The organism is Clostridium uliginosum (genome assembly GCF_900112485.1).
Lineage (GTDB): Bacteria > Bacillota > Clostridia > Clostridiales > Clostridiaceae > Clostridium > Clostridium uliginosum.
Genome location: NZ_FOMG01000038.1, coordinates 1 through 26782, shown reverse-complemented (window position 1 = coordinate 26782; position 26782 = coordinate 1). Strand labels below are relative to the sequence as shown.

At 27.4% G+C, this 26782-nt stretch carries 23 protein-coding genes and 1 other RNA gene; 17 read left to right on the top strand and 7 right to left on the bottom strand.

The annotated features are described in order from the left end of the window. Positions 1 to 528 precede the first annotated feature (528 nt). The gene (locus tag BM027_RS16490) at positions 529 to 1074 is read left to right on the top strand and encodes an ECF transporter S component (RefSeq protein ID WP_090094280.1); all 546 of its coding nucleotides are present in this window, start codon (positions 529 to 531) and stop codon (positions 1072 to 1074) included. 749 nt (positions 1075 to 1823) lie between these two features. Here BM027_RS16490 and BM027_RS16485 read toward each other — a convergent pair. Beyond that, positions 1824 to 2264, bottom strand: coding sequence for a hypothetical protein (locus BM027_RS16485; protein WP_090094279.1), 441 nt, complete (start codon positions 2262 to 2264; stop codon positions 1824 to 1826). Between the two features lie 88 nt (positions 2265 to 2352). Further along, on the bottom strand, positions 2353 to 3114 hold the full coding sequence (locus BM027_RS16480) for a GNAT family N-acetyltransferase (RefSeq protein WP_090094278.1): 762 nt from the start codon (positions 3112 to 3114) through the stop codon (positions 2353 to 2355). A gap of 375 nt (positions 3115 to 3489) precedes the next feature. Here BM027_RS16480 and helD point away from each other — a divergent pair, with 375 nt between their 5' ends. From helD to BM027_RS16440, 7 genes are all read left to right on the top strand, one after another. Beyond that, positions 3490 to 5778 carry an RNA polymerase recycling motor HelD gene (gene helD / locus BM027_RS16475; protein ID WP_090094277.1) on the top strand — a complete coding sequence of 763 codons (2289 nt, stop codon included), beginning with the start codon at positions 3490 to 3492 and terminating at the stop codon, positions 5776 to 5778. Positions 5779 to 5946: 168 nt separating this feature from the next. Further along, positions 5947 to 6198 carry a DUF1292 domain-containing protein gene (locus BM027_RS16470; protein WP_090094276.1) on the top strand — a complete coding sequence of 84 codons (252 nt, stop codon included), beginning with the start codon at positions 5947 to 5949 and terminating at the stop codon, positions 6196 to 6198. Between the two features lie 13 nt (positions 6199 to 6211). Then, the gene (locus tag BM027_RS16465; protein ID WP_090094275.1) at positions 6212 to 6610 is read left to right on the top strand and encodes a hypothetical protein; all 399 of its coding nucleotides are present in this window, start codon (positions 6212 to 6214) and stop codon (positions 6608 to 6610) included. A 143-nt stretch (positions 6611 to 6753) separates the two neighbouring features. Beyond that, a non-coding RNA gene (ssrS, locus tag BM027_RS16460) (6S RNA) lies at positions 6754 to 6940 on the top strand. A gap of 933 nt (positions 6941 to 7873) precedes the next feature. Continuing rightward, complete coding sequence (locus BM027_RS16450) at positions 7874 to 8062, top strand: DUF896 domain-containing protein (protein ID WP_090094273.1); 189 nt, start codon at positions 7874 to 7876, stop codon at positions 8060 to 8062. Between the two features lie 15 nt (positions 8063 to 8077). Then, a complete protein-coding gene (gene hprK, locus BM027_RS16445) occupies positions 8078 to 8992 on the top strand; it encodes an HPr(Ser) kinase/phosphatase (protein WP_090094272.1) in 915 nt (304 codons plus the stop codon). A 122-nt stretch (positions 8993 to 9114) separates the two neighbouring features. Continuing rightward, a complete protein-coding gene (locus BM027_RS16440) occupies positions 9115 to 10506 on the top strand; it encodes an aminopeptidase (RefSeq protein WP_090094271.1) in 1392 nt (463 codons plus the stop codon). A gap of 343 nt (positions 10507 to 10849) precedes the next feature. On the opposite strand, the gene BM027_RS16435 is transcribed toward BM027_RS16440, so the two are convergent. Together BM027_RS16435 and BM027_RS16430 are read right to left on the bottom strand one after the other, a co-directional pair. Continuing rightward, on the bottom strand, positions 10850 to 11680 hold the full coding sequence (locus BM027_RS16435) for a PHP domain-containing protein (RefSeq protein ID WP_090094270.1): 831 nt from the start codon (positions 11678 to 11680) through the stop codon (positions 10850 to 10852). A 599-nt stretch (positions 11681 to 12279) separates the two neighbouring features. Then, on the bottom strand, positions 12280 to 12771 hold the full coding sequence (locus BM027_RS16430; RefSeq protein ID WP_090094269.1) for a DUF4883 family protein: 492 nt from the start codon (positions 12769 to 12771) through the stop codon (positions 12280 to 12282). 471 nt (positions 12772 to 13242) lie between these two features. Between BM027_RS16430 and BM027_RS16425 the strand changes: the two genes are divergently transcribed. From BM027_RS16425 to BM027_RS16395, 7 genes are all read left to right on the top strand, one after another. Beyond that, entirely contained in the window at positions 13243 to 14274 is a 1032-nt protein-coding gene (locus tag BM027_RS16425) for a pyruvate kinase (protein ID WP_090094268.1), read from the top strand. A gap of 389 nt (positions 14275 to 14663) precedes the next feature. Further along, positions 14664 to 16691, top strand: coding sequence for a methyl-accepting chemotaxis protein (locus BM027_RS16420; protein ID WP_090094267.1), 2028 nt, complete (start codon positions 14664 to 14666; stop codon positions 16689 to 16691). Positions 16692 to 17286: 595 nt separating this feature from the next. Next, positions 17287 to 17718, top strand: a complete 432-nt coding sequence (locus tag BM027_RS16415) for a GNAT family N-acetyltransferase (RefSeq protein ID WP_090094266.1) — start codon at positions 17287 to 17289, stop codon at positions 17716 to 17718. After that, positions 17715 to 18629: a ribokinase gene (gene rbsK, locus BM027_RS16410; protein ID WP_090094265.1), complete on the top strand. Its 915-nt coding sequence runs from the start codon at positions 17715 to 17717 to the stop codon at positions 18627 to 18629. The genes BM027_RS16415 and rbsK overlap by 4 nt, the downstream gene beginning before the upstream one ends. Positions 18630 to 18632: 3 nt before the next feature. Continuing rightward, positions 18633 to 19553 carry a ribonucleoside hydrolase RihC gene (gene rihC, locus BM027_RS16405; RefSeq protein ID WP_090094264.1) on the top strand — a complete coding sequence of 307 codons (921 nt, stop codon included), beginning with the start codon at positions 18633 to 18635 and terminating at the stop codon, positions 19551 to 19553. 21 nt (positions 19554 to 19574) lie between these two features. Then, a complete protein-coding gene (gene dcuC, locus BM027_RS16400) occupies positions 19575 to 20996 on the top strand; it encodes a C4-dicarboxylate transporter DcuC (RefSeq protein ID WP_090094262.1) in 1422 nt (473 codons plus the stop codon). A 146-nt stretch (positions 20997 to 21142) separates the two neighbouring features. Further along, complete coding sequence (locus BM027_RS16395) at positions 21143 to 22153, top strand: LacI family DNA-binding transcriptional regulator (RefSeq protein ID WP_090094260.1); 1011 nt, start codon at positions 21143 to 21145, stop codon at positions 22151 to 22153. A gap of 194 nt (positions 22154 to 22347) precedes the next feature. Here the strand turns inward: BM027_RS16395 and BM027_RS16390 are convergent, their stop codons facing one another. From BM027_RS16390 to BM027_RS16380, 3 genes are all read right to left on the bottom strand, one after another. Continuing rightward, positions 22348 to 22842: a hypothetical protein gene (locus tag BM027_RS16390; RefSeq protein ID WP_090094258.1), complete on the bottom strand. Its 495-nt coding sequence runs from the start codon at positions 22840 to 22842 to the stop codon at positions 22348 to 22350. A gap of 23 nt (positions 22843 to 22865) precedes the next feature. Beyond that, entirely contained in the window at positions 22866 to 23462 is a 597-nt protein-coding gene (locus BM027_RS16385; protein WP_090094256.1) for a J domain-containing protein, read from the bottom strand. A 77-nt stretch (positions 23463 to 23539) separates the two neighbouring features. Further along, positions 23540 to 24424 carry a DUF5685 family protein gene (locus tag BM027_RS16380; protein WP_090094255.1) on the bottom strand — a complete coding sequence of 295 codons (885 nt, stop codon included), beginning with the start codon at positions 24422 to 24424 and terminating at the stop codon, positions 23540 to 23542. 435 nt (positions 24425 to 24859) lie between these two features. On the opposite strand from BM027_RS16380, the gene BM027_RS16375 reads away from it, so the two are divergent. Next, positions 24860 to 25402 carry an NADH peroxidase gene (locus tag BM027_RS16375; RefSeq protein WP_090094253.1) on the top strand — a complete coding sequence of 181 codons (543 nt, stop codon included), beginning with the start codon at positions 24860 to 24862 and terminating at the stop codon, positions 25400 to 25402. A gap of 352 nt (positions 25403 to 25754) precedes the next feature. Further along, a complete protein-coding gene (locus BM027_RS16370; RefSeq protein WP_090094251.1) occupies positions 25755 to 26297 on the top strand; it encodes an NADH peroxidase in 543 nt (180 codons plus the stop codon). Positions 26298 to 26782 lie beyond the last annotated feature (485 nt).

Below are 26782 nucleotides of genomic sequence, written 5' to 3'. Positions count from 1 at the left end.
TAATTATCACTCCTTAAATATTTTAAAGTATATTATTCCAAAACTACCAACTGATTATGTAAAAAAACAGCAGATAATTTTGTTTTTACACAAAATTATCTACTGTCCCAAGTTTGATTAAGTATTATTATATTTTTAAATTATTATGTTTTAGAAGAGTGTTGATATTGTTATATTTTTGTAAAGTAGACATTGAAATTGAACTTTTAGAACTCTTAAGTGAGAGTCCAAATTTTACATTTGGTATCTCAAACTTACTCAGCGAACGAATGTGAGTCGAGTTTCCTTGAGTATTGTCACCTTTTCTGCTTGTCCAAAGCTTGCCTTTGGAGCAAGCTAAAAGTGGACTATACTGATTTAGACGTTCTTAAGCTCAATTTCTTAGCCCACTTTACAATATATAACGATATTAACACGATTTTAAAACAGCACCTTTTAAATAAATTTTTTATATTAATTTCTCAAATGTATTTACTAACAGGTATATAACATATATACTGGTGTATATACACTTAAAGGGGAGTTAATATGAATAATAAAACTAAACAAATGGTTTATGCAGCATTATTAACTGCATTAGCAATCATAATTCCAATTCAATTTGGATTTTTAAAAATAATTATACCACCATTTACAGCAACATTAGCTGCACATGTACCAATGATGATATCTATGCTAATATCACCTATGGTAGCAGTTGTAGTAGGGATTGGATCGACTTTAGGTTTTTTAATATCAGGAATGCCAATGCCAGTAGTATTTAGAGCAGCTACACATATACTTGTTGGATACATTGGTGCAAAAATAATTATTAAAGATAAAAATTATCTTAAAGCAGCAGCATTAACAGCACCTATTCATGGATTAGCAGAAATGATAGTTGTAATACCATTTATAGGATTTAACGTATACAAACTGTTAATAGTAACAGCAGTAGGTGGTATATTACATCATATTGTAGATAGTGGAATCTCATATATACTAATAAAAGCAATGGCAAAAGCCAGGAAAACAGATATATATCATGTATTTGGGGAATTTACACATAAAGAAAAAGTTCAAACAGAAGTTTAAATACACGATTAAAATCAAGTGATTCTTAGGTTTTGGTGGGGTTTTCTTATAAGAAATATTCATAATGTGTTGTGATGATAAAAAATGTAAAAATCAGAGATAGGACAAATGTTGATTAATAAACTAGGAAATATGGGGCTGTCTCAGAATCACCAAGTGAAGTAATAACAAAGAAATAGAAATAACATTTATTAAAGAAGACTAGAAAAATTTCGCTAAGGCGTATGAAACAAAATAGACTAGCATACTGACTTGTTATTTTGTTGAATATGCCTAAAAGTTTCTAACATTTAAAGTTGTACCCATAAAAGATTGCTCCTAATATGCATTAGGACAATCATTTATGGAACAACTTCAAATGAAGAAACTCTAAGCTTATTTTTCAATGCTTCTTACACAAATGTTATTTCTATTTTTTTGAATATATATCATATCAGTAAATGATTTGTATTATGAGACAGCCCCATATTTTTTTAATCGTCTATGTTTTAATATAATAAAAAATTATAGGTGGGACTGTCCACCTATAATTCCCAATATTTTAGTATTGTGAAGCAAAAAAGACCGCAAATTAACTTTAAAATAATATGATATTTTAATTAGTTACTTTTCATATTTAATTTTAATTACTGATGCTTTCACACAATAATAGAATAAAACTAAATTACTAAATCAAGCTGTCACTTTTAGCTATTTAGTTGCTTAAAAATAATGCATAACACAAATTAAGGGTATTTAAGCACTTTGCATTACACAGTAAAATATCTATCACTATAACACATAGGAACACATGGTTTTCTAAATTCTAATTCAACCAGTTCATGTTGAAGTACAGTATTTCCTTCTTGACTTGCAGAAGGAGGAGCACTTCTACCAAAACAATTTGCTATGATATTTCTATTTCTAGAATAACTAATACGAATTTCGTAAAGTGTAACATTATTTGCATTTAAATCAGCAAACATAACTGCTAAATGGTTTGGTTGTAGGGTGAAAGGAAAGCTAACTGGTTGATTTGCACCGATTAGAACGGGTATTTTTACAGGATTATCAAAAGATGACCAATTCCAGACTTCAACAGTAACTTCATCTGCATTGTGCATATCTAGATTTACAATATTAACTACCGCAGTAACAGTATTAGGCTCTTTAGTTAATACGCCAGTAGAAAAAATTCGTTTTTCCCACATATATATAAGTCCCCTTTATTTACTTAATAGAAAATAATTTGTACTTTACTATAATATATGTAGAATTCCTTTAAAAAGTTACTTATTTTTAATGTTCTTCATTTTCTTTTGCTTTGGAATAAAGTTCTGCCCATGCTGGAAAAAATCCAGCACTTAAAGCAGTATTCTGTGAGTGAAAATGGGATTCTACGGTGCCGTAAAAAGGTATTTTTCCTCGTTTTAAAATCTCATTCTTTAAAAGCTTAACCAAGTTTGTTGCTATACCTCTGCCACGGTGTTCAGGCAAAACATCAATACCAATTTGCCACATGGTTTTGCTATCCTTACTGGCACCTGCCATACCAATTATGTTATCTCCATCAAAAGCGGCAACTGCAAGCACATCTGGATAGTTTTTATTAAAAGCAAAAGCTTCTCCAAATCTATCATCATTCTCAAACTGCAAAATATCTTCATACTCATACCATTTTACGCTAGTAATAGGTTCTATACACGACACATTTGGATTTGGTAGATAGTAGTGGTGAACATCTGCTATTTCATGTCCAAACTCTTGCAATTTTTTATCGATTACTCGTAATTTTGGATATTCAAAAAGCCATGCAGCATCTCTATTTAGAAGTTTTTCATCACACCAAGGAATAATTATAGGTGACGTGCTGATAATTGCTTTGTTACCAAAACAGAGTATTTTAAAAAAACATCCATCACTATCATAAATACGTCTGCCATCAATGAGATTATTTTTAACTATTGTATTTTTTTCTTTTTCAAAATCAGACATTTGGCAATTATAGTCGAGTGCTAACTGAGCCTTAGCAATTTGTAAAATTTCAGTTTTTGTGTACATATTATCACCGTCCATTATATAAATAATCTTTACTTAATACTGCATTACTCTTAGAATTTAATCCTTATAAATATACCCTCATTATAGCATATTTTATAAATACTGTATTATTAAATCTTCAAAGAACACTATTTATTAACTAATTTCTTACTATAATATGTTGTAGAAAAGAATTTATATTAAAATGGCTAATAGTGGCTTAATTTTATGAAAGGATTATATGAGATAACACTATATTAATAATATTGGTATCACATATTATATTATTTATTTTGAAATGCCTTAAATATAAAATTAAATCGCTAAATTCCTATTATCAATTATGTAATATTAGGATATAATTGATAATAGCAATTTATACTAAGAGGTAAGATTATGATAAATGAAATTTTATACAAAGAGAGAAAAATATTAGAAGAAAAAAAAGATTTGATAAGAGAAGAATTGAATGAGAAAAAAAATAATAGAGAGAAAATTAATGCTAAAGTTAAATCGTTAGCTAAGGAGTCAAAAGGAAGTTACAATGAAGAAAAAGAAACTACAGAAAAGATTGCTAATGTATTAAAAAAAGATATAGAAGGATATGAAGAATCTCTACTTTCTCCATACTTTGGAAGAGTCGATTTTAGAGAAAAGAGAGGAATAGAAGAGAGCATATACATTGGAAAAAATGGTATTACAAATAATATAAGAGGGGAAGAGGTAGTTGTAGATTGGAGAGCTCCAGTTGCAGACCTTTACTATAGTGCTACTGGTGGAGAGTCATATTATAAGGCCCCAGTAGGAGTAATTGAAGGAACGCTTTCATTAAAAAGGAAATTCTTATTTGAAGATGGAGAAATTAATGATATTTTTGATGATGGATTAAATGAATTAATGATTAATGGAGAAGAAGGAACAGAATTAGTAGACGAATTTTTAAAGATTAACCTTGAGGAAAGTAGAGGTAAAAAGCTAAAGGAAGTTGTTGCAACAATCCAAAAGGAACAAAATGAGATTATAAGATGGCCTAGAAACTTTCCAATAATAGTTCAAGGTTCAGCAGGTTCTGGAAAAACAACAATAGCACTTCATAGATTAGCATATTTAATTTATAGATATAAAGAGAATATGAAGGGAGAAGAAATCCTGGTATTAGCACCTAATAAGTTATTCTTAGATTATATATCAGAGATATTGCCTAATCTAGGTGCAGAAGAAGTAAAACAGAGCACTTTTGAAGAACTAGTTCAATCTAAATTCAAGCTTAAGGGTAAAATATATAATAAAGATGACAAACTTAAAGATGTAATGGAAGAAGAAAATTTAGACAAGAAAGAGTTTATTGTTAATTGTGCTAAATTTAAGGGTTCTATTGCATATAAGGATATGATAGATAAATACATTGCGTTAGTAGATAGTAGTACTAGAGAGATAAATGACATAACTATAGATGGGTATGTTATATTTGATAAAAAAGAGATAGTAAAGTTATATTTGAAAGATTTAAAATCATATCCTATAAATAGAAGAAAAGATGAAATTAAGAGGTATTTATCTTTAAAGATAAAAGAAAAAATAGATGTTCTAATATATTCAATTGATATTAAATGGGAACCTAAGATAAAAGAAATTAAGAGTAAATACGAAGACTTAGAAGAAAGAAGAAGATTTTTAATTAAAGAATATGATAATAGAGATGAAATTAAAAATCATATATTAAAAAATTCGAAAAAGCAATTTAATAATTATTTTAAAAGTTGGAAAGAAATTGGAGTGAAAGATATTTATTATAATTTCTTTACTGATGATGAGCTTTTCAAAATTGTAGCTCCAAAAGATCTCTCATATGATTTAATAGATTTTATGCAACAAGAATTTTTATTGAATCATGAAAATGGAATTGTTGATGAGGATGATTTAGCGCCACTTTTATATATAAGAAATTTATTAGAAGGAATTGAAGAAAAAGAAAAATTTAAACATATAGTAGTAGATGAAGCTCAAGATTATAGCCCTTTTCAAGTATATTTAGTTAATTCTTTTGCTAAAGGAAATTCATTAACTTTAGTTGGTGATTTAGCTCAAGGAATTTACTACTATAAAGGATTGAAAATGTGGGAAGATATAACCAAAGATTTATTTAAAGATGCAGCAACATATGTTCAATTAACTCAAAGTTATAGATCTACAGTAGAAATTATTGATTTTGCGAGTGGAGCATTGCAAGCTCAGAATTTAGGTCTTAAAAATGCAAAACCAGTATTAAGACATGGAGAAGAACCTAAGATTGTTGAAGTAGAGAATGAAAAAGAGATTTACAAAAGTATAGATCAAATAATTGATGAGATTAGAACATTAGGTAAAATTAGTGTTGCAGTAATAACTAAAGATACTAAAGAAGCAGAAAAAGTAGAAAAACTATTAAAGAAAAAAAGTAAGCATAAATTTCAACGCATAAAAGGAAAAGAAAGTAGTTTTATAGAAGATAATGTGATAATACCATCATACCTAACAAAAGGATTAGAGTTTGATTGTACTATAATATATGATCCGAGCAAAAATAAATATGAAAAAACAATTTTGGATGAAAGGCTTTTATATGTTATGTTAACTAGAGCTCTTCACTATGAATATATTTTAAAAATAAATGAATTAACAACTTTAATAGAAAAAAATTATTGAGATACAAATTAAAATATATTCATAAAGGTATAAAATAGCATATAATAATAAGTAATTATGTATTTTGCATTTAAATATATAATAAGGTACATTCCAAAAAATAATAGACTAGCATGTTTGTTATTTTTGAATAATTTTCCAGCATAATAAAATTAAGAGGTGAACAATATGGAAGAAAAAGAGATAATGTCATTTAAAGATGAAGAAGGAAATAAAGTTGATTTTGAGGCAATAGCAAGAATTTTTTTAGGAGAACAAGAATATTTATTATTATCACCATTAGAAGATTCAGTAGAAGATTCTAACATTTTTGCATTTAGGATAGATGAAGATACAGATGGAAATGAAGAATTAAATCTTGTAGAAGATGATAATGAATTTGAAGCTATTAAAAAAGAATATAAAAAATTATTATACTAGGAGAGTGTATTTTATGAAGACTTCAGAAATAATGGATTATTTAGAGGAAAATGGTTTATCTGAAATTGAAGAAGTAAAGACAACTGATGATTTTTTAGTAATTAAGTTTTTTTATGACTTTGATAAAGAAGAGATAGAAGCTGCTGAAAGTTATGCTAAGGAAGAAAGTGATTTTGAAGCAGAAAGTGAAGAATGGTACAGTGAGTTTTACATTCCTTATTTAAAAGATATTGCAATAGATAATGTTGAAGGAATAATGGAAGATCTCATGGAAGATTTGGAATTAGAAGGAAAATTTAAGCACATGGAAATAGAAGCTAGTAATTGTGGATATTTAAAATTTGTTTCAGCATTTTCGTCTGATGATAATGAAATAGATTTAGAAGAAGTTTTAAATGACTATGTTCAATAGTATAAAGTAGCAAAGAATTATAGGAACTAATAAGGCATCTGAAAAAATAACAGTCAAATATGAGTGACATATTGACTATCTATTTTTTCAAGATGCTTAAATACTATTGAATTTTAAAGAACTTATGATATAATAAATTTATAGATTTCCTAAGATGTTCGCCAAGCTTATGATTTCAACCTACATTATATATTCGGGATTTGTGATATACTTATGGCTGTCGGGCTTCATTTAGTCATTTAAATGCAGAAGATGACAAAAGTAAGTTGAACTTAACCCACCTGCGAGACGCAGGTGTGAATAATAAGCAAACGGCATGTTGGGATCTATAATTATGTATTTAACACCTCATTTATGAGGTGTTTTTTTGTTATTCCTAAGTTTAATGGGAATGAACTATAAATAGTAAAGAATGTTTGAATTATTAAATGGGTAGTCAAAAGTTAACTTATGTTACTTTACTAAACATAGATGAATCAATAAACAAAATTTTATGGTAGTCAAAAGTTAACTTTTGTTATTTTATTAACAATAACATTTATTAAAATTACATCAGATCCTATCAAAAGTTAATTTATGTTATTTTATTAAGCAACTGAATACTTAAAAATAGTTACTACAAGTTTATTATGTTTGTGTTTCAATGATAAGTTTTTTTGGTATATAGCAATATGCTTGTCCAAATTACAAGATAAAATAACCATTAATTTATTTGTGGGGGAAAACCACGATAATAATAAATTAAGTATTTTTTTTCTAATATATATTTTTTTTTCTATATTCGATAACTTTCTACCTTTCAATTATATCACCTCTTATAAACTAATATTTTATTTTATATAAAGCAAAATTAAAACATTTAAATCTTAACTTTATAAATTATAAGTAAAAATTTAACTTTTTAGGGTCTTTTAGTTATATGATGTAAATTTATTATAAACAATCATTGCACTTTTGTAAAAATATTTCGCAATACAATTCCCGACATTAATTAGCAAAATAATGTAACATAAATCAAAAAACTCCCAAAAATGGAATAAAAAGTTACAAAATATAAATAATGTATTTTAATAAAAAAAATACAAATACGGATAAAGAGAGGGAAAATGTATATTTATTGAATAATTTAAAATATAAACCATATATGGACTGAATATATATGTATATTTAAATAAAAAAAATTGTCGAAGCTTTTTTATATTGATTATATTTTTGAAAATAGGTAAAATTATTGTTAGAGAAAGAGAAAGGGTGTATTTTAAAATGGATATTAAAAATATGAAAATAGAAGAATTAGTAGAAAATATAAATTTATTATATAAGAAGAGTAAAGAAGGAGAACTAACTTTAGAAGAAAAGGATTTACAGCAAAAATTAAGAAAAAAGTATATTGATAATGTAAAGAGAAATTTTAAGGTTCAATTAGATGGAATAGAGCCAAAAAATAAATAAGAAGGGTGATGTATAGTGGCGGTTTCGGTTAAAAAGCTAATAAATGATTTTGATTTAGAAATATTGGTTGAAGGAAAAGAAGATGTAGATATTTCAGTAAATGATATAAATAGACCAGGACTGCAATTAGCAGGATTCTATAATTATTTCACTCCTGAAAGAATTCAAGTTATAGGAAAAGCTGAATGGAGCTTTTTAGAAGATATGCAAATTGAATTAAGAAAAAAAAGAGTGAAAAAATATTTTAGCTTTGATATAAATTGTTTAATTATAACTAGAGGCTTGGAACCACATAAAGAATTTATAAAAGAAGCAAAAAAATATAAGGTATGGGTGCTTAGAACTAAATTAGTTACAACAAAGTTTATAAGCAAAACTATTATATATTTAGCAGATAAACTTGCCCCAGAAACAAGGGTTCATGGAGTTTTGGTTGATGTTTCGGGTATTGGAATCTTAATAACTGGAGAAAGTGGAATCGGTAAAAGTGAGACAGCCTTAGAACTTATAAAAAGAGGTCATAGGCTTGTTACAGATGATGCTGTAGATATAAGAGAAACCGATGGGGCATTAATAGGTAGTTCACCTAAAATAACAATAGGAATGTTAGAAGTTAGGGGAATAGGAATTATTGATGTAACAGCACTATATGGATTAAGCTCAGTAGTTCAACAAAAAGAAATTAAGTTAATAATGCACTTTGAACATTGGAAAGATGATAATGATTATGATAGACTAGGAATTGACAATGAATGTATGGATATATTAGGTATACCTGTAAGGAAATTAGTAGTTCCAGTGAGACCAGGTAGAAATATTGCAGTAATAATAGAGGCGGCTGCTGTTAATTATAGGTATTCTTTAATGTCAAAGATTAGTCCAGTAGATATAATAGAAAATAGAATGAATAATGTTAGTGATGAACAATAGTTTTAATAAGGAATATTCAATTATAAAATATATAAATATAAGGCATCTTGAAAAATATATATCTCATATTGAACTGTTATTATTTTTTAAAATGCCTAAATTAAAAGAAATGAGGATTAGATATGAAAACAGAAAATACAATTAAAAATGCATGGAATAAATATGATCAAAAAGGTGTTAAAGAAATCTTTGATTTTTGCGATGGATACAAACACTTTATGTCTACTTGTAAGACAGAAAGAGAATGTGTTAAAGAAAGTATTAAGATGGCAGAACTTCAAGGATATAAAAACATAGATGATATCATCAAAAATGGTACAACTTTAAAGCCTGGAGATAAGGTTTATGCAAATAATAAAGGAAAGACTATTGCTTTATTTATAATTGGAAAAGAATCTATGGAAAAAGGACTTAAAATTTTAGGTGCTCACATAGATTCACCAAGATTAGATGCAAAACAAAATCCGCTTTATGAAGATAGTGAATTAGTTCTTCTTGATACTCATTATTATGGAGGAATCAAGAAATATCAATGGGTTACTTTACCTTTAGCATTACATGGAGTAGTAGTAAAAAAAGATGGAACTATAATTGATATTTGTATTGGAGAAGATGAAGCAGATCCAGTAGTAGGGGTATCAGATTTATTAGTTCATTTATCTGGAGATCAATTACTTAAGAAAGGTAACAAGGTGGTTGAAGGAGAAGATCTTAATGTATTAGTAGGAAGTATGCCTTTAAAAGATACAGAAAAAGATGCTGTAAAAGCTAATATTTTAAAAATTTTAAAAGAAAAATATGATTTTGAAGAGGACGATTTCTTATCAGCTGAAATAGAAATAGTACCAGCTGGAAAAGCTAGGGACTATGGTTTAGACAGAAGTATGGTTATGGCTTACGGTCATGATGATAGAGTATGTTCTTATACTTCATTAATGGCTATGTTTGATATGAAAGAATGTGATAAGACTTGTTGCTGCCTTCTAGTTGATAAAGAAGAAGTAGGAAGTATAGGGGCAACTGGAATGCAATCAAGATTCTTTGAAAACATAGTTGCAGAAGTTATGGATAAGGTTGAAGGAGCGTCAGATCTTAAATTAAGAAGATGCCTTAGCAATTCAAAAATGTTATCTTCTGATGTTAGTGCAGCTTTTGATCCTAATTATCCATCAGTAATGGAAAAGAAAAATGCAGCTTTTTTTGGAAATGGAATGGTATTTAATAAATATACTGGAGCTAGAGGAAAGTCAGGATGTAATGATGCTAATGCAGAATACATGGCAGAGCTTAGAAATATAATGGAGAAACATGATGTTTCAATACAAACTGCAGAACTTGGAAAAGTAGATGTTGGTGGTGGTGGAACCATAGCTTATATTTTAGCTCAATATAATATGGAAGTTATAGATTGTGGTGTTGCACTTCAAAATATGCATGCACCATGGGAAATAGCCAGTAAAGTTGATATATTTGAAACTATGAAGGGATACAGAGCATTTTTAGTAGAAGCATAAGGCATATGAAAGAAAATAACAAGTTCAAAATGTCATGATTATTAAATATTATTTTCTTCCTTTAATAATATTTAATACTTTAAGGACAAAGAAGGTCTTTTTATTATTGATAAAACACAATTTTAAAATTAGGCTATGTTTTAACATAGTGTTGATATTTTAATATAAAGGCGAACTGGCATTGGAATTTGCTTTGTAGAACTCTTAAGTGAAAATCAAAATTTTATATTTTGTTTTTTGAACTTACTCAGCGAATGTACATGAGTCGAGTTTCCTATATGAATTCCAATGTCCATGAGCTTTATATTACAATATCAACATTCACTTAAAACATAGCCTAAAATTATATATTTAAAGCATTTAGTAGTTTATGTAAGTATTCGTCAGGGAGAACCATAGATCCAATGTCACCGTGACGTTTGTCATTTTCTATATTTCCATGAAAATCTGATCCACAAGAAATTAATAAGTTATTTTCTTGTGCTATATTTATAAAGAAATTGTTTTCAATGGGTGTGTTTTGACAATATATACATTCTATCCCATCTAAATTCATTTTTAAAAATTCATTAATACTAGAATTGTGAATTAATTTAGGATGAGCTAAAAACACTAATGCATTATAAGATTTTAAAAGTGATATTCCTTCTTGTGTAGATATTTTTAAAGTAGGAGCAAATGCTTTACAATTTTTGCCTATAAAATTAGAAAAGATATATTCAAAGTCATAAGGATAACCAGCTTTGATTATTTCTCTAGCTATATGAGGCCTAGCTATAGTATCTTTTCCATTAGCTATAACATCATCAAAATTAATAATTATATTAAATTCATCTTTAAGTTTTTTAATAATTGTTTTTGCTCTGGTTAATCTTTGATCTTTAATTTTTTTTAACGTATTTATTAAGTCTAAATTTTTAAAATTATCATTTCTAAAAAATCCTAGTAAATGTACACTTTCATTATTATGTTGAGTTGATAATTCAATACCAGGTATAACTTTAATGCCTAATTTGTTTCCAGCCTTAATTGCTTCATCTAATCCTGATAAAGTATCATGATCTGTAATAGCTAAATAGGAAACTTTATTAATACTAGCTCTCTCAACTATTTCAGTTGGAGATAATAACCCGTCGGAACATGAAGTATGTATATGAAGATCTACTTTTTTCATATATTAAAACCCCTTTCTTTTAGTTATAAATAATTCCACATTTTAAATACAAACGGTTGATGATTTTTAGTGTAGATTACATATGTACTATATTTGAAATGCAGTTGTTATATATTATTATATTAAAAATATAATAACATTAATATAGCGCGTTGTGCTAGTTAAAATAAGTTTATATTCTAATCATGTTATAAAATTGAAGATATCATATATAATTACTCCAAAGGACTAGAAAAATTGTACTAACAGTTTCTATTATTTTAAGTTACACCCATTATCGATTGTTCCAAAGACAGGGCTTTGGACAATCAAAAATGGAACAACTTAAAATAATGAAACAGTAAGCACAAATTTTCAATGCCTACGTTGCAATTATATATGATATCTTTTTACTTTAGGCATTGTAAAATGAATAACTAGTGAAAATTCTTAGAATTTTTTAAACTATTTATATTTTTATAATTGATACTTACAATAGAGATATGATTGCGAAACAGACTAGGATATTAATTATTCTATTCTTGAAGGTGTCTTAACACCTGAAGTTAATCATATCTCTATTTCTTTATGAGTAGTCTCTATTCTGATACAACCTATTTTTAGGAATTAGATTCAATAGGTTTGGAATGTATATGAAGACAAAAGTCATATAAGTTATATCCTAAAGGTAAGTTATCCATTGATATAATATCTTCTTTATAGTTACCATCCCAAGGCGATAGAGTTACTAATTTAGAATTAAATACTTTTATTAAAAATGTTTCATCTTTAAAAACTATTTTTATTCTAAATGGCTCTTTAAGATTACTTTCTTCAGTTGAGTCTAAGTAATCAGTATTAATTAAATGATTAGTAAAATTTTCTATTATAGAGATTTCATCGTCATTAACTTTAATTTCTTTATATAAATTTTTATCAAATACATAAAGAGTAAAGTTTTCATTACTTAATATTTTTTTGTGAAGTTCATCTGTATAATAATGATTATTAGCTTTTTCTGAAAGGTTTATGTATTTAGGACTAAATAGCCCACAGCCATTTAATAAAAGATACACTAACATAATTAATGAAATAAAACTTAACTTTTTCAATAAATAGTCCTCCTAAAAACATGCTTTTATTTAATAAATTTATTCACATTAATTTTGTTTAGAACTTTAGTTTTAGGTGCTGTTTTAAAACCGTGTTGATATTGTTACATATTGTTCAGTGGGCTAAAGAATTAATATAGGAAACTCGACTCATATTCATTCGCTGAGTAAGTTCGAGCAACAAAATATAAAATTTTGATTCTCACTTAAGAACATCTAAATGAATATAGTCCCATTCCAGCTTGCTCCAAAGACAAGCTTCGGACAAGCAACTAATGTGACAATACTCATTAAGAGTTCTAAAAGTCCAATTCTAATGCCCACTGAACAAAAATGTAACAATATCAACACTATATTAAAACAGGACCTAGTTTTAATAACTATATGCCTAAAATTAAATTTATATTATGGTGATATTAAAAAAAAGATTGAGTATGAATAAATAGTAATAATATTTTTTTGGAGGACGATATGTACATTATTGCTACAGTGGGACCTAATATAAAAGAGAAAAAGGTATTAAAAGAGATAGTTTATAATGGTGCAAATGCATTAAGGCTTAATTTTTCACATGGAAGTAACAGTGAATTTTTAGAATATTTAAAAATGGCTAGAGAAATAAAAAAAGATATAGTCATAATTTTAGATTTATCAGGTAATAAAATAAGAGTATCGAATAGTTTAATGAGTATATATAAAATATATGATGGTGAGGAGGTATATTTTTGTGGCGAAGATAAATATGAAGAAATAAAGAATAAGATACATAAGAATAGTAAAATAATACCATTAAATATAAAAAACAAAGTACTAAAAGAAAATGAATATAATCAAATAAGTATTAAAGATAATACAATGTTATTTAACGTTTTTAAGAGAGAAAATGATTTAATTAAAGCTAGTACAGTAACAGGTGGAGTTATTAGAGGTGGTAAAGGATGTAATATAAAAGGTTTAGATAGAGAATATATGAATTTAAGTAAAAAAGATAAAGATGATATTGAGTTTGGTATTAGAAATAAAGTTGATATAATATGTCAATCATTTGTTGAAACTGAAAAAGATATTGAAGAGGTTATAAAAGTTATTGACACATGTAATGTTGAAAATTATAAGCCAAAGATTTGGGCTAAAATTGAAACGTTAAAGGGTGTAAATAATATAAAAAATATTGCGTCTAAAGTAGATGGTATAGTAATAGCTAGAGGGGATTTGATTCCAGAAACGTCAATAGAAGATACACCAATATATGAAAATAAAATTATAAAGGATTTAGTAAAAAGCAATAACAAAGAGATTATTATTGCAACTCATGTTTTAAATAGCATGAAGAGTGGAAAGATAGCTTCAATATCAGAAGTTGAAAGCATATATCATTTTATAAAAAATGGAGTAACAGGTTTTTTATTAGCTGGTGAGACATCGATTGGTAGAGCACCAATAAAAACAGTAAAGTTTTTAAATGAATTAATTGAAAAGTATTATAGAAATGATAATGTATAATAAGTTAAAGGATGATTTAGTATCTACAATTTGGTTAACAATATTAATTATTAGTATGATATTACTAAAGAAAATTTATAATATTTTTATATTATGTTTATAACAATAAAATATTAGTAATATAAACATGACTTTATAAATCGCACTACTTTATTAAATAGTAGTGCGATTATTTAATTTATTCAAAGAAATTATTAAACAGTATTTATATATAAAACTATAAAAATTACTATAAAGTTAATTTAATTCAAAAATATAAAGAAAAAACATAAAATTTTGTATAAAAAAATAAATTTTTAAAATTTTTTGAAACAAAATAAGACAAAATTATATAATATGCTATATAATTATTATAAAGTAAAATGATGCAAACAATAGGGGGAGGTTCTATGAAAAACAATATTAGAGTTAATTTTAAAATTGATTCAATAAGAAAAAAATTAACTTACACACTAATTCCAATAGGGATAATAGCTTGTGTTTTATTATCCGCTGGAGCAATATATTTTTCTAGCAGAGCTATAATTAATACAGGAAAAGGATTATTACAAGAAACAAGTAGAATAGCAGGAGAAGAAGTTAATGGACTTTTAAAGGAAAAACTTAAAACAGTTTCAGCACTAGCATCTATTCCAGATATAGGGAATAATAATACCCCATTAGAAACAAAGCTTAGCATTATGCAAAAATATGCTGAAATTCAAAATGACAATAACATTGGAATTGTGTATGGAACAGATGGAATAATTCATTATATAAATGGTTCAGAGGTTGATATTCGTGATAGAGATTTTTACATTGAAGCAATGAAAGGAAATTCATACATATCAAAACCTTTTATTAGTAGAATAGATGGAAAACTTATTGTAGCATTGTCAGCTCCAATAAAATCAGGGAATAATGTAGTTGGAGCAGTAGTAACACTTAGAGATGGAAATGATTTTTCAAATATATCAAATAATATAAAAGTTTTAAAAAATGGAGAAGCTTTTTTAATAGACAATGAAGGTACATACATAGCTAATAAAAGTCAAGAAAAAGTTGATAATGCGTATAATGTGATAAAAAAAGGAACTACTGAAGATGAAAAAAATCTAACAACAATTTTTAATATCATGATTAAAGGTGGCAATGGTGTAGAAGAATGGCATACCAAGGCTGATGATTTCTTTATAGGATATGCTCCGGTTGGAGATTTAGGTTGGTCTGTTGGAATTTCTATTACTAGAGCAGAATTATTAAGCGAACTAACAACTATGAATGTAATACAAATAGTAATAGCGATTTTTGTAATATTGTTACTTGCTTTTGCAATTTTAAAAATTTCATTAGAAGTATCAAAACCAATAATTGCAGTAAAAGAAGTTATGGATAAAGTTAAAGGAGGAGATTTTACACAAAAAATTGATGAAAAATATTTAATGGATAAAACTGAGATAGGTAGTATGTGTACAGGCTTAATGGATACATTACAAGTTATCACAAATATGTTAGGTAATATTAAAAGTAATTCTAATAAAGTAGATAATCAAGCAAGTAGTCTAGCTGCTATTTCAGAAGAAATGACAGCATTAACATCTAATATAGTTGCTGCTATAGATGATGTAGCAAAAGGAACAACAAGTCAAGCAACTGATTTAACAGATATATCAGCTGAATTAGGCTTATTTGGAGAGCAAGTTGCAGAAGTAAATAAAGATGTGAAAATTATAGATAATTTATTTAGTGAAATAGGCGAAAGAGCAGAAGGTAGCAATGAGGAATTAAAAGATTTGTCAAATGTTATTGTAGGACTTAATAATAACTTTAACAGTTTTAGTGAATCTCTAGATAAGATGACAGGTGATATAAAACAAGTAAATGAAATGACAAATTTAATAAATAGTATTGCAGAACAAACTAATCTGTTAGCACTAAATGCAGCTATTGAAGCTGCAAGAGCAGGCGAATCTGGAAAAGGATTTGCAGTTGTGGCAGATGAAATAAGAAAGCTTGCAGAGATGAGTAAAGATTCATCTAATAATATTTATGATATAGTTAAAAATATTTTACAAAATACCAATGTAATAGTTGAAAAAACTTCTTTAATAAATGATGATATCAAAAAGCAAAATGAAGTAGTTGATAAAACAAGGAATGCATTTAGTAGTATATCAGAAGGGGTTGAATTAGTAGCACCTAAAATAGTTGGAGTTACAGATACATTTAATAATATAAATACTAAAAAAGATGAAATATTAAATAGAGTTGAAAATATATCTGCAATTTCAGAAGAAATATCAGCAACAGCAGAAGAAATATCAGCTTCTTCGCAAGAATTAAATTCAGCAAGTGAAGAAGTAGCTAACTCAGCAGAAAATTTAAGTTTCTCAACAAATGAAATGGATAAAAATTTAGAAGTCTTTAAGATAAAGTAAAAAGAGAGTTTTTAAAAAGCTCTGTTTTAAAAGTATGTTTATATTGTTCAGCGTGCTAAAAAATTTATATAGGACGCTGGACCCACATAAGTTCGATCAAGGTCGTCAACTTAATAATCATGCAAAGATAAAAGTAAAAATATTAAAAAAACACTTAACAATAGCAGGAAAATTTTGAATCCTTTCAGTAAATATTACATTTACTGAAAGGATTTTTTTATGAATAATATTAAATTTTTATCAAGCATTTTCAAAAGCTAGACAGAATATTTCAACTAAAACTTTTAAAGAGCTTTGTAGGGTATTTGTTGACTCTTTCTAGAACTCCAATATAAATATTAAAAGGTGGTATGGATTTAATGTTTTTGATAAGGAAATATTAATTTTTTTTTCTTATGTCTAAAAATAAGTACAATATATTGAGGTAATATGTAATAAAAGGGCTAAAAGCATAGTATATGGTAGTTTTTAACATGATTAAATATAGATTTAAAGGAATTTTTTGTAGAAAAAGGTAAAAAAATTGACAACGCTTACAATGAATGTTAATATATATTTGCAGGCTGGTAAAACGTTTTTTCAAGGAGGAGAAGATATGAGATATTATTGTAAAGATAATGCATTAACAGCACAAATTTATATATTACTGCGTAAAAAAGTGGATTTCAAAGAGTATCAAGAAGAAGATGTAAATGTAGCTTTGGAAAATTCACTTTATACAGTGGTTATTTATGATAATAATCGTCCTATTGGAATTTCTAGAATTGTTGGAGATGATCGTATCGTTTTTTTTATTAAGGATGTTGTTGTAGACCCTCAATATCAAAAAATGGGAATAGGTGATCTTCTTATGGAAAATATGAAGACTTATATCGAGAAGAAAGCGTGTGATGGTGCTTATATTGGTCTTATGTCAACACCAAATTGTGTTCCTTTTTATAAGAAACATGAATTTATTGAACGTCCAAGTACGGGATTTGGACCAGGTATGATAAAATTTTTTGATAGAAATAAGGTGGCAAAATGAAAAATGTAATTGTTTTAGGAAGTCTAAACATGGATTTATCTATTCAATGTGAGGACTTACCAAAGAGTGGTGAAACCATTAATGGATTTGACTTCTTTGTCAATCCTGGGGGTAAGGGAGGAAATCAAGCTGTTGCTTGTGCAAAGCTTGGTACAAATACAAATATGATTGCGAATATCGGAAATGATGTATTTGGAAATGAAATTCTAGAAGCTTTAAAAAAGTATAAGGTTAATATAGAAAATATTCAGATATCTAAAGAGGATTCAACAGGAATTGCTATGGTAATTCGCTCTCATAATGATAACAGAATTATTTTAGGTAATGGTGCAAATCATACTTTAAATTTAGAATTTGTGAAAAAGAAACTAAAAAAAATTAGTAAACCAGGAGATATTTTTTTAACACAACTAGAGAATGAATTCACATTAGTGAATGAAGGAATTGTCTACGCTAAGGAATTGGGTTTATATACAATTTTAAATCCTGCACCTGCTCGCACATTGAATGATGAGATTTATAAGAATCTTGATTTAGTTGTTGTTAATCAAAGTGAATGTCAAGAGTTAACGGGCATATTTCCTAATGATGAAGAAACAAGTCTTGAAGCCTTAAAGGTATTTGAAAAGAAACAGGTAAAAGCAATTATTACTTTAGGAATGCAAGGAAGCATTACAAATTATGACAATGAACCTATTTTTGTACCAATTAAAAAAGTGGATACCGTAGATACAACAAGTGCTGGAGATGCTTATATTGGAGCAATATGTAGTTGTCTAGCTGAAGGCACTAATATGAAGTATGCATTGGAATTTGCAACAAAGATTGCAGCAATAACAGTAACTAGACGAGGTGCACAGGTTTCAATACCATATAAAGAAGAAGTAAAAAATTATTTTAAGGAGGATTAAGAAATGAATAAACGTTCTATTATTATTGATACAGATCCAGGAATTGATGATGCATTAGCTATTGCGATTGCATTATTCAATGAAGAATTAGATGTTAAATTAATCACAACTGTTGCAGGTAATGTTGGGCTAAATAAGGTTACATACAATACTCTATGTTTATTAAAATACTTTGGAAAGGAAAATATTCCTGTTGCTATGGGTGCTGATCGTCCATTGATTCGTGAATATGAAGATGCAAGTAGTGTACATGGAAAAAGTGGAATGGAAGGTTTTGATTTTGAAAAACCTACACAAACTGCTATTAAGGAAAATGCAGTGGATGCAATGCGTAGCGCTATTATGGAAAGTGAAGAACCTATTACTTTAGTTCCAATAGCTCCATTGACCAATATTGCTTTACTATTAAAAACGTATCCAGAAGTAAAAAATAATATTAAAGAAATCGTATTGATGGGTGGTAGTGCAAGTCGTGGTAATAAAGGTGTTATGAGTGAATACAATATTGGAGTTGATCCAGAAGCTGCACATATAGTATTTCACAGTGGTGTGAAATTGACTATGGTAGGTCTTGATGTTGGATTAAAAGCTCTTGTATTACCAGAAGATAGTGAACATATCAAAGGAATGAATAAAACTGGTAAAATGGCTTACTGCCTATTTAAGAAATATCGTGGTGGAAGTTTCAATACTGGATTAAAAATGTATGACAGTACTGCAATTGCCTATCTATTGAAGCCAGAATTATTTGAAGCAGTAGAAACATATTTAGATGTAGAACTTCATGGTTCTATGACTCATGGATGTACACTTGTTGACTTAAAAGGTTATCTAGGGAAAGCAAATAATGCAACTGTATGTCTAGATATTAATGGAGATGAATTTAGAAAGTGGTTTGTAGATGCAATTGAGAAATGTATATAAGATATTAGGAGGAAAATTTATATGAATGACATCATTATGTATTGTTCAGCACTGATTTCAGTTATTGTTGTAATAATTATGCTGATCAAAAAAATGGATATTAAAATTACATTGTTTGCTATGGGAATTGTGTTAATGTATATTGCAATTGCTACAGGAAATACCATTGCTATTAGTGAGTTTAAATCAACAGGACTAATTCTTTTAGATCCAATAAAGGCTGTAATTAATCAGTTTGAATCCACATTGCCAGCAGCTGGTTTCATTATTTTAATATTAGGTGGATATTCTACTTATATGACAAGTATTGGTGCAAATGAAGTTACTGTTCACACATTAACAAAACCAATTAAGAGAATAAAATCTGTATATATTCTTGTACCACTTGTATTTTTGATTGGGAATTTGTTATCATTGGTTATTCCTAGTGCTTCTAACTTGGCTATTATTTTACTTGCTACATTGTATCCAGTATTACGTCAGGCTGGTATGACTCCAATAACAGCAGCTGCTGTTATTGCTACAACTGCAACTGTTATGCCTACTCCACTTGGAGGTGATAATGTTGCTATTGCTACGGAATTGGCAAAATATCCACAATTTGCAGGGCTAAGTGTTACTGATTATGTAATACATTATCATGCTATTGTTTCTATACCAACATTAATTATAATGGCTATCGCTCACTTTTTCTGGCAAAAATTTATGGATAAAAAGAACGGTAAAGTTAATTCAAAAGAAGAAAATATTGAATTAAAAGAAATAAAATCTATCCAAGAAGGAATTTTATATCGTTTTGTATATACTATCCTTCCTATTTTTCCAATTTTATTATTAATCATTGTTTATATTATCCGTTCTACATCAGGAAAAAATATTGATATAAGTGTTTCGGTTGCTTCTTTAATATCGTTCATAATTGCTATTATTTGTGAATGTATTCGTACTAAAGATATAAACAAGACTTTAAAGCAAACAGAAAATTTCTTTAAAGGAATGGGAAATTCTCTACCAATAGTTGCTTTACTTGTTGCTGCTAGTGTATTTGTATTAGGACTGAACTCTATAGGATTGATTCAAGCATTACAAAAGGCAATGTTGGGTATTCATGGCTCAGGTTTAGGATTCGTATTACCATTGATTTTAATGGGATTAACTATTATTATTGTATTATTAAGTGGAAGTGGAACTGCATTGTTTTATGCTATGATTCCATTGGTGGTACCATTAGCTACTGCAGCTGGAATAAGTCCAATTGCTATTTCTATTCCTATGGGATTATGCGGTAATCTGATGCGTGCAGTATCACCAGTTGCTGCGGTAGTAGTAATTGTTGCAGGTACTATAAAGGTGAACCCATTAGATATAGTAAAACGTACTTCTGTTCCGATGATTGCTGGTGTCATCACGATGTTTACTTTATCTATAATTCTATTTGTATAATAAAAAATTCACTTATGATAGTGAAAATATGATAAAATAAAGGTAATTATTTTTTAAATAATTACCTTTATTTAATAGAATTAGATTCTATTAAGTTGTTATGAAAAAATAGCTTAATGTTTTATAGGATTATTTTGGGAGGGTTTATGAAAGTAACAATTAAGGACATAGCAAAGAAAGCAGAGGTTAGTATCAGCACTGTTTCTCTTGTATTAAATAATAAGCCATGTCGTGTAGCAGAGAATACGCGAAAAAAAATCAAACAAATTGCAGAAAAATATAATTATAAGGCAAACCAAACCGCAAGAAGTTTGGTTACAAAAAAATCAAATATTCTTGGCTTAATAATTCCAGATATTGAAAATCTGTTCTTCTCTGCTTTATGTAAACAAATTGAGGAGTATTGTCGTTCACTTGGATATGCAATTATTATAGTAAATTCAAATGATCGTAAGGAAGATGATCATTTGCTTATTGATCTACTTGTTTCTAGAGGTGTAGATGGTATATTTATTACTGTTAGTAATGAATCATTATTAGATTCTAAAAGTATACAGAAAACATTATCAGACTTTACTATCCCTTATGTTATGGTAGATAGAGTTTATCCAGAAATACATTGTAATAAAGTATATTTTGACAATGAATTGGGTGCTTATTTGGCTATTAAAAAGTTTGTAGAATATGGTCATTCAAAAATAGCTTGTGTAGGAATATCTGAGATAAGTAAGAATGGTTCTTACAGGGTAGTAGGTTATCGTAAAGCTATGGAATATTTTAAACTTCCTGTACCAGAGTCTTATATATTAGATGGAAATTATCGTTTTCAAGGTGGATATGATTGTGGATTAAAACTTTTAGATAGTGATATTACTGCTATATTTGTATGTAATGATATGATGACATTAGGGCTTATGCGTTGTTTTCAGGAGCATAATAAAAGAGTACCTGAAGATATTTCTATTATAAGTTATGATAATACTCTAAATCCTTTTATGCAAGGTACAGAAATCACAAGTATTGATCAAAATATTGAGAAATTAGCACTTACTGCATGTGATATTTTGATTGAAAATATCAAACAGCCTAATATAGAAAAGAAAACTATTTGTTTGGAACCACATCTAATTGAAAAGGATAGTGTTAAAAAATTATAGTTTTATTAGGACGTATTTAAGCGGTATTGGTTGTGATGAAGAAACAGACTTAATTTCAAATGTAACAATATCAACACTATATTAAAAAAGATCCTAAATAAATTATAAAAAAGCTGTATTTAACATTAAATTTTGTTAAATACAGCTTTTTTAACTATTAATTGTATATTGTATTGTTATTTAGTTGGAAATACCTAAGATGCTTTATGAATTTTATTTAAGTAAAAAGTTATTATAAGTGTTAATGCATAATCAAATATTAAAAATACAACCTGAGCAATTATAAATAAAAGGTAAATGGGCAATTTAAGTTCATTAATACCTAAGAATGAACTTATTAAAAAATAACCAATTCCTAATAAGAAGTTAAATGAAATAAGTTTTAATATTATCTCTATAGCGAATTTATTTAATTTCTCTATTAAACACTTAATAATTCCATAAATTCCAAAAAATAAACCATAATAAATAGCTATGTCTATTTTTACAAGAAAAAAACTAAGAATAGTAGATGATATATAAACTAATAAAGCATTTTTAACAGATGTTCTTATTATACATATAGGAATTAAGCAAGATGCAATTGTAAGTACTGTTAGGGTGCTAACTGGTAAAATAGAAGCTGAATATAATATAATTAAAGTCAAAGCAATTACTATACCACCTTGAGCTATATTGTTAGATTTCATTATAGTCACCTTGATTTAATAGATTAACAACAACCTATTAAATCTCCTCCCATGCATTCACAAAGACTATCTAAACACCAAAGCTGAATACAACAATCACAAGCATCATTAGAGTTTCTATTAGTTGTTCTGTAGTAGTTATTAGAAAATCCAGAACTTCTTTGTTTTAAAGAATTCAATCCTTGTCTATATTCAAAGTTATTAGGGTCCATATTAACAGCAGTATTTATATGTTCTAAAGCAGCATCAAACCAATTTTTATTTAAGCATACAACACCATATAAATAATGCCACTCAGCATCTCTATTAGATATGGCATTTAATTTACTTTCTGCAAGTGATGTTTTACCAGATTGTATTAATTGTCGTATCTCTTGATAAATGTAAGAACTATTTGAATAGGTATTGCTGTTAGATTGACTACTATGATTATTGTGTGAGCCTTTAGTTAATTCAGTATAAGCTGCATTAATTTCTCTCATTTTTTGTTCGGCTAACTCTTTTAATGGATTATTACCATATTGATCAGGGTGATATTGTTTTGTAAGTTTTCTATAAGCAATTTTTATTTCTTCTTGAGTTGCGTTAGGATTTAATCCTAGTACCTCATATGGATTCATTATTGAAGTCACTTCCTTTATTTTCATTTGTAGTAAGCACACTGGTCTATTATTTTTTTGAATGTGCTTTAGTCTTGTTATTTTATTTCATATGCCTTATCTATGATGTTTATATATTTATCCATTAAACCTAATTCAATTATATTATGAAGTATATCTTTATTTTTGTTTAAATTCAATTTTGATAGATTATCTTTACATGTGCATGCACAATTTAATATGGTAAATTCTATTCTGGGTTTTATTAGTGTAACAAGTTCTGTGTAATTTAAATTTTCTTTATTATATAAAAAATTTATAGGATTAAACTTATTTTTTTCAATGTCAGATTTCAGATCATCTAGAGCATCTATTAAGTAAATCCATTTTCCTATAGAGTACCCAAGAGAATATAGAATATTTCTTAAAGTTTCATTATCATCGTTTAGTTTATAGGGGTAATCCTTTAATATATCTCCAACAAGCTTACTAAAAGGATCACATATTTCATCTATAGATGTAAAATTCTTATCTTGTTCTAAGAAAGATAATTCTTCTAAATGTTTTTGAATTTTAGAATTAATTAAAATTATAGCTTTGGGGAATTTTCTTTTATATGGTGAAAGCATTATTACTTTCAATTTACTTTTCAAATTTTTATCATCTTGTACATCATCTAATAATTTATAATAAAATAATGATAAATTCATAGATGAGGAATAAGATATTGCATTGTTGTTAATTACAATAGGTTTTTTGGAGCTTGGATGAATTAAACACCTACATGAAGTGACCTCGATTTCTTGAGGGATTAATCCATCTAACAATAATGCAAGAAAAGTCATATCATAATTTAATGCCATTCTTGGAAGGTTGCCAAAATCTTTTTTTATTTGAAAGCATAATCCACAATAATAACTCTTAAATCTATTATAATCTTTTACTTTCATTTCTGCTTTTAATGGAGTAACATATCCAAACAATAAAAAACACTCCTTATAAAATTATATATAAAGTATTTTTAAATAAATAACTGGCAAGTATTCTTATCTTTTTTTGTACTATGTTACGTAAAGGAGGGTAGATAATAATATCAGGATTAATTACCTCTTCTCTATTTTGTAGTTAAAAAACTAAGAGTTATTTGACAAGTTAGTTATTTTACAATATATAAATTCATTATACAGAAAGTAAATTTGTTAAACAACAAACTTTTTATTACAGTACAAATATTAAGAAAAATATAATTAGTTATCTTCGAAAAAATAGAAAGATTTTCATTTTTTTTTGAAAAAAGCCTTTACAACGAATAATAATTATTATATAATAAATTTTGTTAAGAGAAATTAAATATAAAAAATAATTAAAAAGTAAAAATGAATATAAAAAATAAATTAAAAAATAGGGGGAACTAAATTATGAAAAAATTTGTTTGTACAGTATGCGGATATGTATATGAGGGAGAAGCAGCACCAGAAAAATGTCCATTATGTGGAGTAGGTCCAGAGAAGTTTATAGAAAAATCAGGAGATTTATCATTTGCAGATGAGCATGTAATAGGAATAGGTAAAGATGTAGATCCAAGAATAGTAGAAGGATTACAAGCAAACTTTGCTGGAGAATGTACAGAGATAGGAATGTATCTTGCAATGTCAAGACAAGCAGACAGAGAAGGATTCCCAGAAGTAGCAGCAGCATATAAAAGAATAGCATTTGAAGAAGCAGAACATGCAGCAAAATTTGCAGAATTACTAGGAGAAGTGGTAAATGCAGATACAAAGAAAAACTTAGAATTAAGAGTAGATGCAGAACATGGAGCATGTCAAGGGAAGAAAGACCTAGCAACACTTGCAAAACAATTGAACTTAGATGCAATTCATGACACAGTACATGAAATGTGCAAAGATGAAGCAAGACATGGAAAAGCTTTCAAAGGATTATTAGATAGATACTTTGCATAAGACACATTTAACAAAGTAAATTAAAATAAAAATCATTTTAAAATCCCTAAAGCCATTTTAAATATATTTTACAGATAAGCAGATGTTTAGAATTACTACTTCTAAATATCTGTTTTTTGTAAGCTTTTTTATGTTTAACAAATTTATTGACAATATTATTTGTGCCTAAAATTAAAGCAAATAAGAAATTTGAGAAAATTTTCATTTTTTTAATTTTTTTCGAAAAAAGCCTTTACAACAAATAATAATTATTATATAATAAATTCTGTTGAGAGAAATTAAATATAAAAAAATAATTAAAAAGTAAAATGAATATAAAAAAATAAATTAAAAAAATAGGGGGAACTAAATTATGAAAAAATTTGTTTGTACAGTATGCGGATATGTATATGAGGGAGAAGCAGCACCAGAAAAATGTCCATTATGTGGAGTAGGCCCAGAGAAGTTTATAGAAAAATCAGGAGATTTATCATTCGCAGATGAACATGTAATAGGAATAGGTAAAGATGTAGATCCAAGAATAGTAGAAGGATTACAAGCAAACTTTGCTGGAGAATGTACAGAAATAGGAATGTACCTTGCAATGTCAAGACAAGCAGACAGAGAAGGATTCCCAGAAGTAGCAGAAGCATATAAGAGAATAGCATTTGAAGAAGCAGAACATGCAGCAAAATTTGCAGAATTACTAGGAGAAGTGGTAAATGCAGATACAAAGAAAAACTTAGAATTAAGAGTAGATGCAGAACATGGAGCATGTCAAGGAAAGAAAGACCTAGCAACACTTGCAAAACAATTGAACTTAGATGCAATTCATGACACAGTACATGAAATGTGCAAAGATGAAGCAAGACATGGAAAAGCTTTCAAAGGATTATTAGATAGATACTTTGCATAAGACACATTTAACAAAGTAAATTTAAAATAAAAATCATTTTAAAATCCCTAAAGCCATTTTAAATATATTTTACAGATAAACAGATGTTTAGAATTACTACTTCTAAATATCTGTTTTTTTAGCCACTATTGTAAACCATAGTATAATGTCGAGTTGATAATTGCTGGAATATAAATATAATTATATATAGGATATCTAAAAAAAATAATAGTCCAATATCAACACGGTTTTAAAACAGAACCAAATATTATGAAGGTGGAATTATATGTTTGATTTAGCAAAGATTATACTTGGAATATTTATTGGAGTTTTACTAAAAGAAAGAATAAAAAAAGCAGTAAATATATAATGAAAAAGAACAAACTTAAATTTATCGGGACTCTAGATAGTTTTGTGTTATTAACACATTTATCATTAAAATATTACTGGAAATTTTGTTTTCTGGTAATATTTTTTTATTTTTAGTAAATACTAAAAATATGTTT

Bases quoted from the DNA above. Each gene is read 5' to 3' on its own strand.
- BM027_RS16490 (WP_090094280.1), top strand. From the start codon at position 529: ATGAATAATAAAACTAAACAAATGGTTTATGCAGCATTATTAACTGCA.
- BM027_RS16485 (WP_090094279.1), bottom strand. From the start codon at position 2,264: ATGTGGGAAAAACGAATTTTTTCTACTGGCGTATTAACTAAAGAGCCT.
- BM027_RS16480 (WP_090094278.1), bottom strand. From the start codon at position 3,114: ATGTACACAAAAACTGAAATTTTACAAATTGCTAAGGCTCAGTTAGCA.
- helD (WP_090094277.1), top strand. From the start codon at position 3,490: ATGATAAATGAAATTTTATACAAAGAGAGAAAAATATTAGAAGAAAAA.
- BM027_RS16470 (WP_090094276.1), top strand. From the start codon at position 5,947: ATGGAAGAAAAAGAGATAATGTCATTTAAAGATGAAGAAGGAAATAAA.
- BM027_RS16465 (WP_090094275.1), top strand. From the start codon at position 6,212: ATGAAGACTTCAGAAATAATGGATTATTTAGAGGAAAATGGTTTATCT.
- BM027_RS16450 (WP_090094273.1), top strand. From the start codon at position 7,874: ATGGATATTAAAAATATGAAAATAGAAGAATTAGTAGAAAATATAAAT.
- BM027_RS16440 (WP_090094271.1), top strand. From the start codon at position 9,115: ATGAAAACAGAAAATACAATTAAAAATGCATGGAATAAATATGATCAA.
- BM027_RS16435 (WP_090094270.1), bottom strand. From the start codon at position 11,680: ATGAAAAAAGTAGATCTTCATATACATACTTCATGTTCCGACGGGTTA.
- BM027_RS16425 (WP_090094268.1), top strand. From the start codon at position 13,243: ATGTACATTATTGCTACAGTGGGACCTAATATAAAAGAGAAAAAGGTA.
- BM027_RS16420 (WP_090094267.1), top strand. From the start codon at position 14,664: ATGAAAAACAATATTAGAGTTAATTTTAAAATTGATTCAATAAGAAAA.
- BM027_RS16415 (WP_090094266.1), top strand. From the start codon at position 17,287: ATGAGATATTATTGTAAAGATAATGCATTAACAGCACAAATTTATATA.
- rbsK (WP_090094265.1), top strand. From the start codon at position 17,715: ATGAAAAATGTAATTGTTTTAGGAAGTCTAAACATGGATTTATCTATT.
- rihC (WP_090094264.1), top strand. From the start codon at position 18,633: ATGAATAAACGTTCTATTATTATTGATACAGATCCAGGAATTGATGAT.
- dcuC (WP_090094262.1), top strand. From the start codon at position 19,575: ATGAATGACATCATTATGTATTGTTCAGCACTGATTTCAGTTATTGTT.
- BM027_RS16395 (WP_090094260.1), top strand. From the start codon at position 21,143: ATGAAAGTAACAATTAAGGACATAGCAAAGAAAGCAGAGGTTAGTATC.
- BM027_RS16390 (WP_090094258.1), bottom strand. From the start codon at position 22,842: ATGAAATCTAACAATATAGCTCAAGGTGGTATAGTAATTGCTTTGACT.
- BM027_RS16385 (WP_090094256.1), bottom strand. From the start codon at position 23,462: ATGAATCCATATGAGGTACTAGGATTAAATCCTAACGCAACTCAAGAA.
- BM027_RS16375 (WP_090094253.1), top strand. From the start codon at position 24,860: ATGAAAAAATTTGTTTGTACAGTATGCGGATATGTATATGAGGGAGAA.
- BM027_RS16370 (WP_090094251.1), top strand. From the start codon at position 25,755: ATGAAAAAATTTGTTTGTACAGTATGCGGATATGTATATGAGGGAGAA.